Annotated in this window: 16 protein-coding genes; 5 read left to right on the top strand and 11 right to left on the bottom strand. The window is 77.8% G+C overall.

From position 1 onward, the window contains the following. Positions 1-31: 31 nt before the first annotated feature. The 3 genes from ACIRS1_RS06050 to ACIRS1_RS06040 form a co-directional block, all read right to left on the bottom strand. A complete protein-coding gene (locus ACIRS1_RS06050) occupies positions 32-631 on the bottom strand; it encodes a hypothetical protein (RefSeq protein ID WP_402837199.1) in 600 nt (199 codons plus the stop codon). After that, a complete protein-coding gene (locus ACIRS1_RS06045; RefSeq protein ID WP_402837198.1) occupies positions 628-1,620 on the bottom strand; it encodes a DUF4129 domain-containing protein in 993 nt (330 codons plus the stop codon). The genes ACIRS1_RS06050 and ACIRS1_RS06045 overlap by 4 nt, the downstream gene beginning before the upstream one ends. A gap of 178 nt (positions 1,621-1,798) precedes the next feature. Continuing rightward, the gene (locus ACIRS1_RS06040) at positions 1,799-2,476 is read right to left on the bottom strand and encodes a hypothetical protein (RefSeq protein WP_402837196.1); all 678 of its coding nucleotides are present in this window, start codon (positions 2,474-2,476) and stop codon (positions 1,799-1,801) included. 259 nt (positions 2,477-2,735) lie between these two features. Between ACIRS1_RS06040 and ACIRS1_RS06035 the strand changes: the two genes are divergently transcribed. Both ACIRS1_RS06035 and ACIRS1_RS06030 read left to right on the top strand, forming a co-directional pair. Further along, entirely contained in the window at positions 2,736-2,939 is a 204-nt protein-coding gene (locus ACIRS1_RS06035; RefSeq protein ID WP_402837194.1) for a hypothetical protein, read from the top strand. 117 nt (positions 2,940-3,056) lie between these two features. Further along, positions 3,057-4,037 (top strand): hypothetical protein, encoded by a 981-nt coding sequence (locus ACIRS1_RS06030; protein WP_402837192.1) that lies wholly within the window; start codon positions 3,057-3,059, stop codon positions 4,035-4,037. Positions 4,038-4,340: 303 nt separating this feature from the next. Here the strand turns inward: ACIRS1_RS06030 and ACIRS1_RS06025 are convergent, their stop codons facing one another. Both ACIRS1_RS06025 and ACIRS1_RS06020 read right to left on the bottom strand, forming a co-directional pair. Continuing rightward, the gene (locus tag ACIRS1_RS06025) at positions 4,341-5,057 is read right to left on the bottom strand and encodes a YoaK family protein (RefSeq protein ID WP_402837190.1); all 717 of its coding nucleotides are present in this window, start codon (positions 5,055-5,057) and stop codon (positions 4,341-4,343) included. Between the two features lie 98 nt (positions 5,058-5,155). Then, positions 5,156-5,584, bottom strand: a complete 429-nt coding sequence (locus tag ACIRS1_RS06020) for a DUF3291 domain-containing protein (protein ID WP_402837189.1) — start codon at positions 5,582-5,584, stop codon at positions 5,156-5,158. Positions 5,585-5,717: 133 nt separating this feature from the next. Here ACIRS1_RS06020 and ACIRS1_RS06015 point away from each other — a divergent pair, with 133 nt between their 5' ends. Further along, entirely contained in the window at positions 5,718-6,338 is a 621-nt protein-coding gene (locus tag ACIRS1_RS06015; RefSeq protein ID WP_402837187.1) for a MerR family transcriptional regulator, read from the top strand. 81 nt (positions 6,339-6,419) lie between these two features. Here the strand turns inward: ACIRS1_RS06015 and ACIRS1_RS06010 are convergent, their stop codons facing one another. From ACIRS1_RS06010 to ACIRS1_RS05985, 6 genes are all read right to left on the bottom strand, one after another. Next, the gene (locus tag ACIRS1_RS06010) at positions 6,420-7,052 is read right to left on the bottom strand and encodes a TIGR03086 family metal-binding protein (protein WP_402837184.1); all 633 of its coding nucleotides are present in this window, start codon (positions 7,050-7,052) and stop codon (positions 6,420-6,422) included. Positions 7,053-7,095: 43 nt separating this feature from the next. Further along, positions 7,096-8,412, bottom strand: coding sequence for a hypothetical protein (locus tag ACIRS1_RS06005; RefSeq protein ID WP_402837182.1), 1,317 nt, complete (start codon positions 8,410-8,412; stop codon positions 7,096-7,098). A 78-nt stretch (positions 8,413-8,490) separates the two neighbouring features. Further along, complete coding sequence (locus ACIRS1_RS06000; RefSeq protein WP_402837180.1) at positions 8,491-9,159, bottom strand: lysophospholipid acyltransferase family protein; 669 nt, start codon at positions 9,157-9,159, stop codon at positions 8,491-8,493. A 105-nt stretch (positions 9,160-9,264) separates the two neighbouring features. Beyond that, positions 9,265-9,870: a CatB-related O-acetyltransferase gene (locus ACIRS1_RS05995; protein ID WP_402837739.1), complete on the bottom strand. Its 606-nt coding sequence runs from the start codon at positions 9,868-9,870 to the stop codon at positions 9,265-9,267. Positions 9,871-10,048: 178 nt separating this feature from the next. Further along, a complete protein-coding gene (locus tag ACIRS1_RS05990; RefSeq protein ID WP_402837178.1) occupies positions 10,049-10,627 on the bottom strand; it encodes a hypothetical protein in 579 nt (192 codons plus the stop codon). Beyond that, positions 10,624-12,042: a hypothetical protein gene (locus tag ACIRS1_RS05985; RefSeq protein WP_402837176.1), complete on the bottom strand. Its 1,419-nt coding sequence runs from the start codon at positions 12,040-12,042 to the stop codon at positions 10,624-10,626. The genes ACIRS1_RS05990 and ACIRS1_RS05985 overlap by 4 nt, the downstream gene beginning before the upstream one ends. A gap of 319 nt (positions 12,043-12,361) precedes the next feature. Here ACIRS1_RS05985 and ACIRS1_RS05980 point away from each other — a divergent pair, with 319 nt between their 5' ends. Together ACIRS1_RS05980 and ACIRS1_RS05975 are read left to right on the top strand one after the other, a co-directional pair. Next, positions 12,362-13,303 (top strand): LysR family transcriptional regulator, encoded by a 942-nt coding sequence (locus ACIRS1_RS05980; RefSeq protein WP_402837174.1) that lies wholly within the window; start codon positions 12,362-12,364, stop codon positions 13,301-13,303. A 93-nt stretch (positions 13,304-13,396) separates the two neighbouring features. After that, positions 13,397-15,004 (top strand): AMP-binding protein, encoded by a 1,608-nt coding sequence (locus ACIRS1_RS05975; protein ID WP_402837172.1) that lies wholly within the window; start codon positions 13,397-13,399, stop codon positions 15,002-15,004. The last annotated feature ends 72 nt before the right edge of the window (positions 15,005-15,076 follow it).

The raw sequence follows: 15,076 nt of genomic DNA, 5'->3' as shown, positions 1-15,076 counted from the left end.
TCCGTGGGGCGCCGGCCCCGGCGGGTTCAGGTCACAGCGACTCGAGCCGGTCGACGAGGGCGCGCAGGACCGCTGCCGGCAGGGGCCCGGCCGGGGCCGGCGCCGCGGGGTCGATCCACGGCCACAGCCGGGGCCCGAGGAGTTCGGCGGCCCGCTCGCGGTCGGCCGGCAGGTGCACGCCGTGGCCCTCCGCGAGCCGGACGGCGTACAGCCGCTGGAGACGGGTGCGCAGCGGAGCGGTGTCGCCCTGCGGGTCGAGGCCCTGGCCGACGGTCCAGCGCCAGTCGCCGAGGCCGGGCTCGTAGGCCTCCAGCTGCCGCGGCCGGCGGCGCAGGGGGGAACCCGTCGTGCCCGCGCCGGCCACGTGGCGGGCGGTGAGCAGGGCGGCGGCGGCCAGCAGCACGGCCCCGGCCCCGGCGCCGGGCCAGCCGCCGACCAGGGCGCACAGGACCTCGGCGAGGACGGCGGGGACGGCCAGTTCGAGCAGGCTGTGGCGCACCGAGCCCGGTACGGCGATCCCGCCCTCGGCCCCGCCGTCCGGCTGCCCGTTCTGCCCGGCCGCTCCGGCCTGCCCGGCCTCTCCGGTGCGTCCGGTGTGTCCGGTGCGTCCGATCGTGGGTTCGCCGCTCATCGGTTCCCTCCCGGTGCGCCCGCTGCGTCCGCCGCCGCCGTCGCGCCCGCCCCGGCGGTGGGGGCGGCGTCCGCCCCGGCCGGGTCGGTGGCCGCGAGCCGGGCGGCGATGGCGTCCAGGGCGGTGCGGGCCCGGCGCACCCGGGCGTCGTCCATCGGGTGGGTCGAGTACCGGGCCTCCCGGAACAGTGCGGTGAGCGCCCGGGCCGCGCCGGGGTCGACCCGGTCGTCGGACAGGGCGCGCTCCAGCAGCTCCGTCGGGCTCTCCCAGGCCTGCCGGGGCAGTCCGGAGGCGGCCAGCGAGCCCTCCATCGCCGCGTAGCAGGCGATCACCGCCGCCCGGGCGTCGTCCCCCTCCAGCGCCCTGCGGCCGGAGGCGACGGCCTCGGCGAGGGCGGCCTCGGGGCCGGCCGGCGCGGTGGGCAGCGGCGGGGTCGCCGGGCGGCGGTGGATGCGCAGGTGCCGCAGCGCCCGCACGAGGACGAACACGAAGGCGGCGACCGCGGCCAGGGCCAGGGAGCCGACCAGCACCACGAACAGCACGCCGAACCCCGGGTCGTCCGCCGGCTTCACCGGGGGCGGGGGCGGGGTCGGGGTCGGGGAGAGGTCCGGGAGCGGCAGCGGCGGCGGCAGCTGGGGCGCGTCGAGTGCCGCGGGCGCGGTGCGGCCGTGCAGGACCAGCAGCAGCACCGGCACCGCGGCGGCGGCCAGCGGCAGCAGGACCATGGCGGCCTCCCGCAGCCGTTCGGCCCGCGGCGTCGGCCCGGCCAGGTGGCGCACCTCCTCGCGGAAGCGCACGGCGAACCGTCCGACCAGGGCGGCCCAGCCGATCCCGATCAGCACCACGAAGCCGACGGCGCCCACCGGCCCGGTGGCCGCCGTGCCCAGCAGTCCGCCCTCGGGGCGCAGCGCCGCCGCGGCCGTCAGCAGTCCGGCGACGACCAGCAGCGCGGCCACGTGCCGGCCCCCGGGCCCGCGTGTGCGGCCCATGTGAACCCCCCGGTTCCCCCTCGTGGCGCGCTTCCCGGCGCGCCGGTCCTGCAGCGTCGCACACCGACCGTCACGGTGTCACCTGCCGTCACTCCCGTCACCGCCGCCCCACCGGTCCGGCCCCGGCCCCGGTGCGGGGCCTGCGTAAGGATCCGGGTACGGGCCGGGGCGCGGGGTCTCAGCCGGTGGTCTGCCCGGGCCGGCCCGGCACCCACAGCGGCACCGGGGTGCCGCACGGCATGGACCGGGCGGCCTCCGCCTCCAGCCACTGTTCGGCCCGCCCCGGGTCCCCGTCGCACAGGTCGACCAGCGCGGCCGCCGCGATCCGGGCGCAGGACAGCATGAGCGCCAGGGCGTCCTGGCGGTGGTGGTGCTCGCGCACGTACGCCTCGGCCCGCTCGTCGATGCGCCGCCCGTGGGCCTCCCGGTCCGCCACCGCGGCGGGCCCGTCCTCGGCCCAGGCGGCCTGCACGCCGTGCCAGACCAGGGCCAGCGCCGCCGGCTCGGCCGGGTGCGCCACCTCCTCCCGGCGGGCCTGCTCCCGGGCCTCGGCGGAGCGTCTGCCCAGCCACTCCAGCGCCTGCGCGCCGTCCCCGTGGCGGGCCCGCAGGACCAGCTCGCCCGCCCGGTAGGCCACCGAGCGCAGCACCTCTCCCGCGGGCACCCGGAGCCCGGGCGCGGCCGAGCCGCCGAAGGCCAGCCACGCGTCCGCGAACGAGGCCGCCCGCACCCGCCCCAGCCAGCCCGGCGCCCCCGAGGCCCCGTCCTGCCACTCCTGCGTACCCAGACGAACCAGGCCCACGGCGGCGAGCCGCACCGCGTCCCCGTCCAGGCCGAGCAGCCTTCCACTCCTCACCACACACCCCCACCAGCGGTCATCAACCCGTGACGGCACATCCCACCACAGAGGGACGCGGACGAACTAGAGCGGGTGGCGGTGCGATTTTTCACCCCCCGCATCCGGGCCGCCCGACCGGGGGCCCGGCGGGGGCCTGCCGATCCCGCCGCCCCGGCCGCCGGGCGCGTGCCCGGGGACGGGGGCCCGCCACGGTGGCGGCGGTCATGGCAGGGGCGGTGAACGGGGGCGCGTGCAGCGGTGGCAGCGGGGTGCGGCCGTGACCTGGGCGGTCCTGGTGGCCGGGGGCGGCGCCGGGGTGCTGCTCCTCGACGACGGCGCCGAGAGCACCCCGCAGCCGGCCCCGCCGGCCACCCCGGCCGTCCGCATCCCGCCCGTCCGAACCCCGTCCGTCCATGCTCCGGGCGACCCCTGCAGCGGCCCCGACGTGATCTGCGCCGTCACCGTCCTGCCGGCGCCCTGACCACCCCGCCGACCGGGGGACGCTGCGGCGGGTGCGCCGCCGGGGCGCGGTGACGCAGCGTCAGGCGTGCTCTCCTCGACGGGCACCCGGCCATCGCCGACCCGCAGAGGAGAGACCATGCCCCGTCAGACCCGAACCGCCCGGCGCCCGCGCGCCGCAGGACGCGCCGCTGCCGCCGCCGCGGCCTGCGCCGCCCTGGCCCTGGTGGCCGCCACCCCGGCCGTCGCCGTCGCCCCACCGCTGTCCGACCCGCGGATCATCGCCCACTTCGACCTGGCCCAGGGTCAGCAGCCGGAGAACATCGCCCTCGAACCCGACGGCTCCGCCGACCTCACCCTGTCCTTCGCCCGCCAGATCGCCCGGGTCGACCCGGCCGGGGCCCTCACCGTCCTCGCCACCCTGCCCGCCCCCGCCCACCCGAACACCCCGCTCCTGGGCGCCGCGATCGTCACCGGCATCGCCCGCGCCCACGACGGCACCCTCTACTTCGGCTACGCCACCGGCACCGACGACCTGCACGGCATCTGGCGGCTGTGCCCGGGCGGGACGCCCGAGCGGATCGCCGCCCTGCCCGTCACCGGCTTCCCCAACGGCCTGGCCCTCGACGAGCACGAGGGCCGCCTCTACACCGCCGACTCCGCGCTCGGCGTGGTCTACGCGGTACCGGCGGCCGGCGGCCCCGCGACGACCTGGTCCGACGACGCGCTGCTCAAGCCCGTCACCGCGTTCGGCGCCAACGGCCTGAAGGTGCACCACCACGCCGTCTGGGTCGGCAACACCGACACCGGCGAGCTGCTGCGCATCCCCGTCCGCCGGGACGGCTCGGCCGCGCCCGCCCGCGTCCACGCCGCCGGCCTCGACGGCATCGACGACTTCGCCTTCACCGGGCACGGCGACGACCTGATCGCCGCCCTGAACGCGCCGAACGAGGCCGTCGAGGTGACGGCGGACGGCAGCCACCACACCGTCCTGACCGGCGCCGACGGCCTGTCCAACCCGACCTCGGTGGCGGTGCGCGGCGGGACGGTCTACGTCCCCAGCGCGGCCTACTTCACCCGCACCGACCCCAACCTGCTCCTCGCCGACCTGTACCGGTAGGGCCCGGCGGCCGGGGCCGCGTACGCGGGGAGGGTGTTCGGCAGCGGAGCCGGACACCCTCCCCGCCCGCACTCCACGGGCAGACCGTCGATCTGCCGGGCCGCCGCCCGGGCACGGCGCCCGGGGCGGGCCGCCCGGACGCCGGTGTGAACGGCGCCGTGCAGCCGAGGAGTTCACCGTGACCGTCACGGATCCGTCCGTCCCGACTGTCCCGCCCGCTGCGCCCGTCCACCCGTCCGCCCGCTGCGCCGGATCCCGGCCGGCTCCCCGGCGGCGCCGCGGCCGCCGACCCGTGACCGGGCGTCAGGCCCGGACCGGCTGCGGCCGGAACCGGGTGGCGCGGAAGTACACGGCGGTCACGCACGCCTCGAAGGCGGCGACGGCGAGCAGCGCGGGCCCGGCGCCCGACCGCAGCAGCAGCGCGCCGAGCGCCCCGCCGACGAACATCCCGAGGACGGTGGCGCTGCGCCGGGCCCGGACGAGGACCAGGCGCGGGGACGGCGCGGTGTGGATCGACAGCACGTCCGCCAGCAGCTTGACCAGGGTGATCTGCGCGACCGTGGTCGGCATCTCGGGGACCCCGGCCTCCAGCATTCCGCGGCTGCGCCACCCCATGGCGCCCGCGACCAGCGCGGCGACGAGGGCCTCGGCGCCGCCGGGCAGTGCACCGGTGCCGCCGACCGCGGTGGCGTAGCCGCCGGCGGCGGCGAGGGCCGCGGCCTCGGCGGCGAGGACCAGGACGAGCCAGCGCCGCCCCCGCCCGCTGGCCCGGGCGATGACGGTGTTGGCGGCCGCGGCCCCGATCACGAAGGAGGCCACCGCCTCGGCGGGGCGGGCGACCGGGATTCCGGCGGTCTGCGCGGCCCCGAAGCCGAGCAGCAGGACGTTTCCGGTGGCCAGGGCGGCGAAGGCGTGCCCGAGGCCGAGGAAGGTGACGGCGTCGACCGCGCCCGCGCTCACGGTCAGGGCGGACATCACCAGGCTGATGCGGACCTGGCTCCGGGTGGGATCGGCGGGCACGCCGTCAGTGTGCCCGGGGCGCCGGCCCCGTACGGGCCGTGACACACCGGCCGCGGGTGGCGCGCGGCCGGCGGGGGCGGCCTACGGGGCGTCGCCGCTCAGGACGTCCCCGCGGCGTCCCCGTCGACGCCACCCGCCGCGCGCTGGGCGTCGAGGCGGCCGTGGGCGTCGGCCCAGGAGATCGGGAGCTGCTCGACGGGGGTCTGCCAGAAGGTGAAGGTGGACTCCCGCATGGTGCCGCGCAGGCCCCGCATCACGCTGCGGTGGGGTTCGGCGGCGGCGAAGGCGTCGAGGGCCTCGCGGCTCTCCCAGGCGGACAGGGTGTAGAAGGTCCGGCGCAGCGGGCGGGCGATCAGGGAGCCGCCGAGGGCGCCGGGGGAGCGGCGCAGCTGGCGCCAGACGGTCATCGACCGGGCGAAGAAGCGCGGGACGTCGGACAGCGACCGGACCTCGAACCGGGAGGCCATGACGATCGCCGAGGTGCCGGGGGTTGCCGGGTTCGGGGCGGTCCAGGGCAGCGTGGGCATGGCTGTCGCTCCTCGGGGAGGGGTCGGCGCCACATTGGGTAGTGGCACTATCTATGTTAGACAGTACCGGTATCCAAAAGCCAGGGGAGAACGCGCCCCGAGACGACGAAGCCAGAGGAAGGCCGGTGCAGCAGTGCGCATCTCCGAACTGAGCCGCCGCAGCGCAGTCCCGACCGCGACCATCAAGTACTACCTGCGCGAGGGCCTGCTGCCGCCCGGCCGCGCCACCGCCGCCACCCAGGCCGAGTACGACGAGACCCACCTGCGCCGCCTGCGCCTGGTGCGCGCGCTGATCGGCCTGCGCGGACTGAGCGTCAGCGCCACCAAGGAGATCCTCGGCGCGGCCGCCGCCCACGCGGGGGAACGCCACCAGGTCCTCGGACTCGTCGTCGGCGCCCGCCCGGCCGACGAGGACGCGCCACCACCGGCCCCCGCCCCCGGCGCCGCCGAGGTGGACGCCCTGATCGACGGACTCGGCTGGGAGGTCTCCGCACACGCCCCCGCCCGCGCCGTCCTCGGCGAGACCCTGGAGACCCTGCGCTCCCTCGGCGAGGAGGTCTCCCCGGACGCCCTGCGCGGCTACGCCGCCCTCGCCGAACGCACCGCCGCCCTCGACCTCGACCAGCTCGACCCCGACGCCGACCCCCTCGACCAGGCCGAGAGCGCCCTGCTGCGCACCATCCTCTTCGAACCCGCCCTGCTCGCCCTGCGCCGTCTCGCCCAGGAGAACGAGTCGGCCCGTCGCAACACCTGACCGCCTGTGGGAAGGCCGGCTGCCGCAGGGCGGGGTGCCAGGGGCCGGGCCGTCAGGGGCCGGGTGCCAGGGGCCGGGCCGTCAGGCGGCCGGGGGCGGGCTCCAGGAGGGGGCGCGACCGGTCAGGGTGAGCAGGCGCTCCATCGGGGTGGCGGCGGACGCGGCGACGGGCGGGCCGAACAGGCCGGGGAGGCCGTCCGGGTGGGCCTCGGCGACCGTGCGCACCCAGGCCGTGGCGGAGCCGATCGCCGGGGCGAGGGCCGGCAGGTCGCCGGGGAAGCGCTGCCCGGTGGCCACCGCGAGGTCCCAGCCGTGGACGAGCACCTCGTCGATCGCGGCGGCCCCCGCGACCTCGGCCGGCATCTCGCCGCCGCCCACCGTCGCGGTGCCCGTCCAGGCCCCGGCGGGCTGCCAGGCCTCCGCCAGGGCGGCGAGCCGGGCGGGCAGGCTCTCGCGCCAGTCCCGGTCCAGCCGGGTGGCGTCCGGCACGCGGGCCCCGCCGCCGTCGGCCCGGACGGTCTTGGCCGCGGCGTCGTGGAACGCCTCGCTGAGGCCGGCGAGGTGGTCCAGCAGTTCGCCGACGGTCAGCGGGCCGCAGGGGGTGGGGGCGGTCAGCTGGTCGTCCCGCACGCCGCGGACCAGGCCGGCCACGACGGCAGTGGTTGGGCGCAGGTCCGTCCGCATCCCGGCCTCCCCGGGGGAAGGTGTCGTCATCGGTGCTCGCTCCTCGGGTGGACGGGCGGGCGGGGCAGGGCCGTCAGGCGGCGGGTAGGCCGGCGTAGGCCCGTATCGCGGGGCGGTCCTGCGGCAGCCCCCAGGCCCTCAGGATCTCCAGGAAGTTGCCCCACCGCCAGGTGGGTTCGTCGAGGCCGGCCAGGGTGCGGACCAGGCGCCGGCGGCGTTCGTCCAGCTCGGAGAAGGGCGGCAGCGGCCCGGGGCGCGGCGGGCCGAACGCCAGGCGCAGGGCCGCCGCGGTGACGGCGAAGGCCGCGGGGCCCGAGGTCCTGGCCAGGCCGTCGACGACCGCGTCCAGGGCCTCGTCGGGGTGGTCGGCGGCGAGCAGGGTGAGCGAGGCGGCGGCGTAGCCGCGCAGGTCCCCCTCGTGGAAGGCGACGCCGGGCGCGCCGGGCTCCGGGGGCGCGGCCTCGGCGGCCGTCAGCTCGGTGAGCACCGCCGCCCCGAGGCCCCGGTCGGCCGTTCCGGTACCGGCTGCTGGCGTGCCGGTGGCCGTGGGGGTGCTCGTGAGGCGGGCGAGGGCGACGGCGGCCGCCCAGCGCAGCAGCCCGTCGGGGGAGGCCAGGAAGGGGCGCAGACGCGGCACGAGCGGGGCGTCGCCGAGCAGCCCGACGGCGACCAGGGCGGTGGCGGCGACGGAGGAGTCCGGCCCCCCGGCTCCTTCGCCCCCGGAGCCGTGGGCGTCCAGCAGGGCGAGCAGGAGCGGCAGCGTGTGCGGGGCCTGCTCGGGGAACCAGGCCAGCAGGTACGCCGTCGCCGCGCGCACGCCCGCGTCCCCGTCCGCCAGCAGTGCGGCCAGCCGCGGCACCTCGGTGCGGACGGCGTCGTAGGCGCCGAGCTCCGCGTCCACCGAGCGCAGGTGCTCGTCGGGGTCGAACGTGCGGCGCCGGAACTCCCGGACGCGGCGCTCGCCCTCGTCGGGGGCCGCGGCGACCCAGGCGTCGAGCTCGGCGAGGACCGCCGCCCCGTCCTTCGCCGCCAGTTCGGCCCGCTCGTGGCGCCACTGTGCGATCGCCACCCCCGCGGGCAGGTGCGCCTCGTCGTAGCCGATCGCCAACGAGGCCAGCAGGCCGAGGACTTCGGCCCGGCCGGGCAGTGCGGAGTCCACGGCCAGCCGGGCCAGGAAGGGCACCGCGACGGCCGAGGCCGGGTAGCGGCTGCCCTGGTGGAAGATGTTGCCGTACAGGGCGCCGAGCGCCCGGCCGCGTTCGTGCTCCTCGGGCCCGCACAGGGCGCGCAGCAGCCCCGGTACGTCGCCCGCCCCGCCGTAGGCGTGGTCGAGGCCGGCCCAGTCGATCGCGTCCAGGCCGTCCAGGGGATCCGTGGTCGTGCTCCTCATGCCCGGCACTGTGCCACGAGGCACTGACATCCGACCCGCCGTCATCCCGCCGGACCGCCCGGGGGGTCGACGGCCCCGTCAGGCGGCGGCGCGGTCGGTCACCCGGTCGGCGGCCCGGTCGGCGGCGTGGTGCCAGGCGGCGGTGACCGCGGCGTGGGCGGTGGCGGTGGCGGCGGCCGGGTCACCGGTCAGCCGCAGCGGGGCGCCGAGGTGGACGTGCAGGGCCGGGCGGCGGACGGGGGCGGTGGCCAGGCCGGCGAGCTGCTTGAGCGCCCCGCCGGAGGTCAGGCGCCGGGAGCCGGCCTGCCCGAGCGGGACGACGGGCGCGCCGGTGGCCGTCGCGAGGCGGGCCAGGCCACTGCGGAACGGGCGGGGCGGCTGCTCGCCGGAGTCGAGGCGCCGGGGCAGGCCGCCCTCGCCGTAGATCAGCACGATCCGCCCGGCGGCGAGCGCCTCGGCGGCCCGGTCCAGGGCGTCGGCCGCGTGCGCGGTGCCGCGGTGCACGGGGATGTGGCCGTCGTGGCGCAGCAGGCGGCCGAGCACCGGCACCCGCCACAGGCCGGCCGTGGCGAGGACCACCGGCCGGGCGCCGAGCCGGTGCAGGGCGGCGAGGACGACGGCCGGGTCGCCGAGCGAGGTGTGGTTGGCGGCGACGATGCTCCCGGGCGCGAGGTCGGCGCCGGGGTCGGTGGTGATCCGCAGGGGCCCGAAGGCGGGGACGAGCAGGGCGGCGGTACGGCTGAGCATGACGGATCCTGATCCTCCGACGGTCGGATGAGCCGTCCACCAGTGTTCGCCGCCTGGCCCCGGCGCACCTGAGTACGCGTACTCAAACCGGACCCCGCCGCTCCCTCACCTGCCCGGTGCGGCGGCTTCGAGCTCCTCGACGGTGCCGGACATGACGGTGCGCAGGTGCCGCGTGAGGTGCTCGACCGGCCAGTCCCACCAGGCCAGGGCGAGCAGCCGGGTGACGTCGGGCCCGCTGAAGCGGGTGCGGATGAGCCGGGCCGGGTTGCCGCCGACGATGCCGTAGTCGGGCACGTCGTCGACGACGACGGAACCGGAGGCGACGACGGCGCCGTGGCCGATGCGCACCCCGGGCATCACCAGGGCGCCGTGGCCGAGCCAGACGTCGTTGCCGACCACGGTGTCCCCGCGGGTGGGCAGCGCGGTGATCAGGTCGACGTGCTCGGCCCAGCTGCCGCCCATGACGGGGAAGGGGAAGGTCGACGGGCCGTCCATGCGGTGGTTGGCCCCGTTCATGAGGAACCGCACCCCGGTGGCCAGCGCGCAGAACCTTCCGATGACCAGTTTCTCCGGACCGTAGTGGTGGAGGACGTTGCGGGTCTCGAACTCCGTCGCCGCGTCCGGATCGTCGTAGTAGGAGTAGTCGCCGACCTCGATCAGCGGGGACGTCACCAGCGGCTTCAGGAGGACCACGCGCGGGTGCTCCGGCATCGGGTGGAGCACGGAGGGGGCCGGCGGGACGGGACTCACGGCAGCACCACTCCGGATCGCGGGCGAGGGGGCGGGGACGCGTTCCATGCTCGCAGCTCCTGCGGTCCGGTGCCCGGGCACCGGCCGGTTCGACCCGGCGAGGGCACACGGCTGGCTGATCCGGCGGGCGGGGCGCGGGTCAGCCGGGCGGGTCCGCGCAGCGGCGCAGCACGACGCCGCGGCGGAAGCGCACCCCACCGGGCAGGTCGAAGTGCCCCTGCCGGCCGGCCACCGGGATCCGCTCGACGGCCACCCCGGCCTTGGCGGTGCAGGAGCCCGCCCGCACGGCCACCAGCCGGCCCCCGCGCACCACGGCGATGATCCCGCTGAGGTCGAACTCCACCTCGATGTCCACCGCGAGGGTGCCGACCGACACCCCGTCGACCAGCACCTTGACGCTGGGGTGGTGGACCGAGCGGATCCGGTGGTCCAGCAGTGCCACGACCTCCTCGCTGCCCGGGGCCGCGCAGGTGCTGCGCGCGGCGGCGGCGAGCGCCGCGTGGGTGCGCCAGCCGCCGGCCAGCAGGTCGATCATGTCCAGCCCCAGGAAGCCCTGGACGACGCTGGCGACCTCCTGCTCGGCGGCCCGGGCCAGCGGCCGGCCCAGGCCGGACAGGGCCTGCAGCGCCCCCTCGCGGTGCAGCGAGTCGGCGAACGGCTCCACCGCCCCCAGGAAGGTCCCCAGGGCGTACGGGTCGTCCGTCGCGACGGTCGTCACGGGGTGCTCCCTCGGTCGTCGGGCGGTTCCTCGAGGCTCTGCCGGCCCGGGTCCGGGCGCGGTTCCAGTCGGACGACCCGACCCGTCCGGGTGTCCCCGCCCCGCTCGGTCTCGGTCAGCTTCGTCTCCATGTCCCACCGGGCGCCGATCTCGGCCGTCACCCGGCCCGGCGTGCCGGACGTGCCGGAGGGCGTGCCGGACGGTGCGCCGGCCGGGCGGCGCCCGCGGACCAGGTGCCGCAGCGCGAGCGCCGCGAGGGCGGCGGTGGCGAGGGCGGCGCCGAGCACGATCCAGGTCGTGCGGTCCGACCCCGGCTGCGGGACCTGCCGGGCGACGAGGACCGGGACGGTCTGGGTGACGGCGTGGGTGTCCGCGCACTCCACCGTGATGGTGTGCGGGCCCAGGGGTGCGTCCGGCGGGATGGTGGCGCGGGCGTGGACCCGGCCCGAGCCGTCGGCCTGGATCGGGTGCGACCTGGGGCCGCCGTCCCAGGAGAGCACGACCCACGGCGGACCGCCGCCCCGCGGGCAGCCGTCCGTCGGGCCGGACAGCGAGAGCGCGGTGCCGGGGGTCGCGGTGGACGTCCCGTCGGGCTCGCGGGGGGTCGGCCCCGGCGGGGTCGGGGTGACGGGCGGGGTCGGTGCGACGGCCCGGACGCGGACGCGGGCGGTGGCCGCGATGCCCGCCTCCGACCCGCAGGCGGCCCGTACGTCGTGGTCGCCTGCGGCCGCGTCGCGGGGCACGGTGACGGCCGTGGCGAAGCCCCCGCCGCCGTCGGGCCGCCCCGGGTCGGGCAGCGGCGTGCCGTCCCAGGTCAGGGCGGCGGTGTCGCCGGCGGGGCAGGCGAAGCCGGTGCCGGTCACGGTGGTGCGCGAGCCGGCCGCGCCCTGCGGCGGATCGGCCGTCAGGGTGGCGGGTGCGACGGTGAGGACGGCGGTCGCGTCGGCCCTCGTGGCCGCGCTCTGGCAGGACGCCGTCACCGTGTGCGGGCCGGCCCCGGCCCCGGACGGGACCTTGACGGTGCCGGAGACCTGCGCGTCGCCGTCGACCGTGAGGTCGGTGAGGATCCCGGCCGGGTCGTCCCAGGTCACCACGACGGTGATCGGGCGCTTGACCTTGGAGGTCCGGCAGGCACCGAACCCGGACACCGTCACCTGCACCGTCCCCAGCTGCGGCGCGCGGGCCGGGACCAGCCCGAGGGCCGGCTGCCGGGTGCCGGACCCGGTGTCCGAAGGCGACGTCGGGGCCGGGGTCGCAGGCGAGGTCGACGGTGCGGGCGGTGTCGAGGGGGAGGGTGACGGGGTGTCCGCCCGGGCCGCGACCGCCGACACGGCGGGGAGCGCCGCCGGGACCGGGCCCGCGGCCGGGGCGAGGACGGCGAGCAGCGCGACGAGGCCGGCCGGCACCACCTTCACCAGCGACTCCGTTCGTCTCCCGGCCCCCGCGGCCCATTCTCGCCACCGCCCCGCCCACTCGCAGTGCTCCGCACACGTCCCACCCCCGTTTGCCGCCATCCCGCACTCCCACGGCCCACTCCGGGCATCCGGACGGCGCAGTGGCGCGGCCGCGTGGCCCCCAGGTCGGGCGCGGTCCGGGCTACGGACTGCGGGCCGGGGCCCGGTGGCAGGGGGGAAGGGTGCGGCGGCCCGGCGGCGGTCCCACGGTGCAATCCGGCGAGATTCGGCGAGGGCCCCGACCCCCGGCCGGGCCGCGGATCCGGCGACACTACCGGCTATGGATCTGCTGTCCCTGCGCTACTTCCAGACCGTCGCCCGCCACCAGCACATCAGCCGTGCCGCGGAGGAACTGCGGGTCGCCCAGCCGTCGGTGAGCCGCACCATCATCCGGCTCGAGTCCGAGCTCGGCCTGCCGCTGTTCGACCGCCAGGGCCGGCGGATCCGGCTCAACGAGCACGGCGCCGCGTTCCTGCGCAGGGTCGACCGGGTGCTGACCGAACTCGACGACGCCCGACGGGAGATGACCGACGCCGCTGTCGCCGGACCGGGCCGCCTGGCCGTCGCCGCCGAGACCCTGCCGCAGCTGGCCGGGGCGCTGGCCGCCTTCCGCGCCCACCGCCCCGGGGTACGGGTGCACCTGTTCCAGGCTCCGGTGGGCACGATGCGCCGCCACCTGCGCTCCGCCGAGGTCGACTTCGCGCTCGCCTCCCAGCCGCTGGCGGGCCCCGACCTGTGCGCCGTGGAGCTGCTGCGCGAGGAGGTGCTGCTGGCCGTGCCGCCCGGGCACCGGCTGGCCGGCCGCGAGAGCGTCACGGTGGCCGAACTGGCCGACGAGGACTTCGTCAGCACCCGCGCCGGGCACTGGCAACGCGCCCTGCTGGAAAGGCTGTTCGCCCGCGAGGGGCTCACCCCGCAGGTGGTCTGCGAAGGCGACGAGGCGGCCGCCACCTCGGAGCTGGTCCGCGCCGGACTCGGCGTCGGCCTGATGCCCGAGGTCGCCCGGCGCGCCCTCGGCGAGGACGGCCCGGTGGTCTGGCTGCGCCTGGACGCCGCGCACTGCCACCGGACGCTGGCCCTGGTCTGGCGCCGGGACGCCTATCTCTCCCCGGCCGCCCAGGACTTCCGCCGCCTGGCGGTCGAGCACTTCACGCCCGGAAGAGAGGTGCCGCCCGACAGAGGCGACGTGCCGGGCGGGGCCCTCATGCCCGAGGAGGCATGAGCACATGCCGGAACAGGTCGTGGAAGGCATGAGCGGGCGGCGTTAGCGTCGAAGGCGCCCACCGGTTCCTCGACGACGAGGGGGAGACCAACGATGACCCGGCCCCGCACCTCCACGCACACCACACCCGGCCCGCACGGCCCCGACCCGAGCAGCCCGGACCGCCCGAGCCCGGCCGCCCCGCGCACCCGCGGCTACGTCGAGGCCCTCCTCGCCGCCCTGGCCGCCGACCCGCACCGCCCGGCCGTCACCACCGCCGAAGGGAGCGTCGTCACCGCGGCCGACCTGCACGACCAGGTCCACCGCCTCGCCGCCGAACTCGCCGAGCGCGGCGTGCGCCGCGGCGCCACCGTCACCCTGCTCACCGGCAACACCGCCGAGGCCCTCGCCGCCCGCTACGCCGCCAACCTGGCCGGCGCCCGGGTGGTCAGCCTCTACGAGGGCATGAGCTCCTCGACGATGGCCCGCATCATGGCCGGCACGGACTGCTCCCTCCTCCTGGCCGACGGACAACGCCACGACACCGCAAAGGAGTTGCAGCAGATCCCCGGCACCCCGCAGCTGCTCTGCCTGGGCCCGGGCGGCGCCGCCGAGGACGTCCTCGCCGCGGCCGCCCAGCGCCCCACCCACCCGTTCGACGGCCCGGCCGGCCCCGACGACGACTGGTGCATCCGCCACACCGGCGGCACCACCGGAATCCCCAAGGGCATCCGCACCACCCACGGCGCCTACCGCCAGGTCCTCGACCAGCCCCTCACCGGCGCCGGCGACCCGCCCCGCTACCTGGCCTGCACCTCGCTCGCCCACCTCGCCGGCATCTTCACCGACCTGACCCTCCACCAGGGCGGCACCGTCGTCCTGCAGCACGGCTTCGACCCCGCCGACGTGCTCGCCACCATCGCACGCGAACGCATCACCCACACCTGGCTGCTGCCGCCGCTGCTCTACCGGCTGCTCGACCACCCCGACCTGCCCAGCACCGACCTGTCCAGCCTGCGCCGCATCACCTACGGCGGCACCGCCGCCTCCCCGGCCAGGCTGCGCCAGGCCGCCCGCACCCTGGGGCCCGTCCTCTACGGCTACTACGGGCAGGCCGAGACCCAGCACATCACCCAGACGCTCCCCGGCGACCAGGAACGCACCGGCCGCGGCGGCCACCTGACGGTCGGCCGGGCCCTGCCCGGCGTGGAGATCGCCGTCCGGGACGCCGACGGCGCCACCCTGCCCGCCGGCGAGCCCGGCGAGGTCCAGGTGCGCTCGCCGTACGTGATGACCGGCTACTGGAAGCGGCCCGAGCTGACCGCCGAAGTCCTGCGCGACGGCTGGGTGCACACCGGCGACGTCGGCTACCTCGACGAGGACGGCTACCTCTACGTCGTCGACCGGATCAAGGAGATGATCGTGGTCGTCGGCGGCCACGTCTACCCGGCCGAGGTCGAGGAACTGCTGCTCAGCCACCCGGACGTCGCCCAGTGCGTGGTCTTCGGCGCCCGGGACGCCGACCGGGCCGAGCACGTCCACGCCGCCGTGGTCCCCGCTCCCGGCCGCCGGCCCACCCTGGGCGAGCTGCAGGAGTTCGTCACCACCCGCAGGGGCCGCCTCTACGCCCCGCACGCCCTCCACCTGCTGCCCGCCATCCCCCTCACCGCCGCGGGCAAGCCCGACCGGAACCGGCTGCGCACCCGCCTGCCCGCCGCCTGACCCGGCCCGGAACCGCCGTCCGTCCCCCTCTTCGCATCGGGCGCCCGCACCGCTACTGTTCGGTAACCAAGG

The sequence above is a fragment of the Kitasatospora sp. NPDC101176 genome (genome assembly GCF_044768035.1).
In the GTDB taxonomy this organism is placed as follows: domain Bacteria; phylum Actinomycetota; class Actinomycetes; order Streptomycetales; family Streptomycetaceae; genus Kitasatospora.
This window is presented reverse-complemented; position numbering and strand designations above follow the sequence as displayed.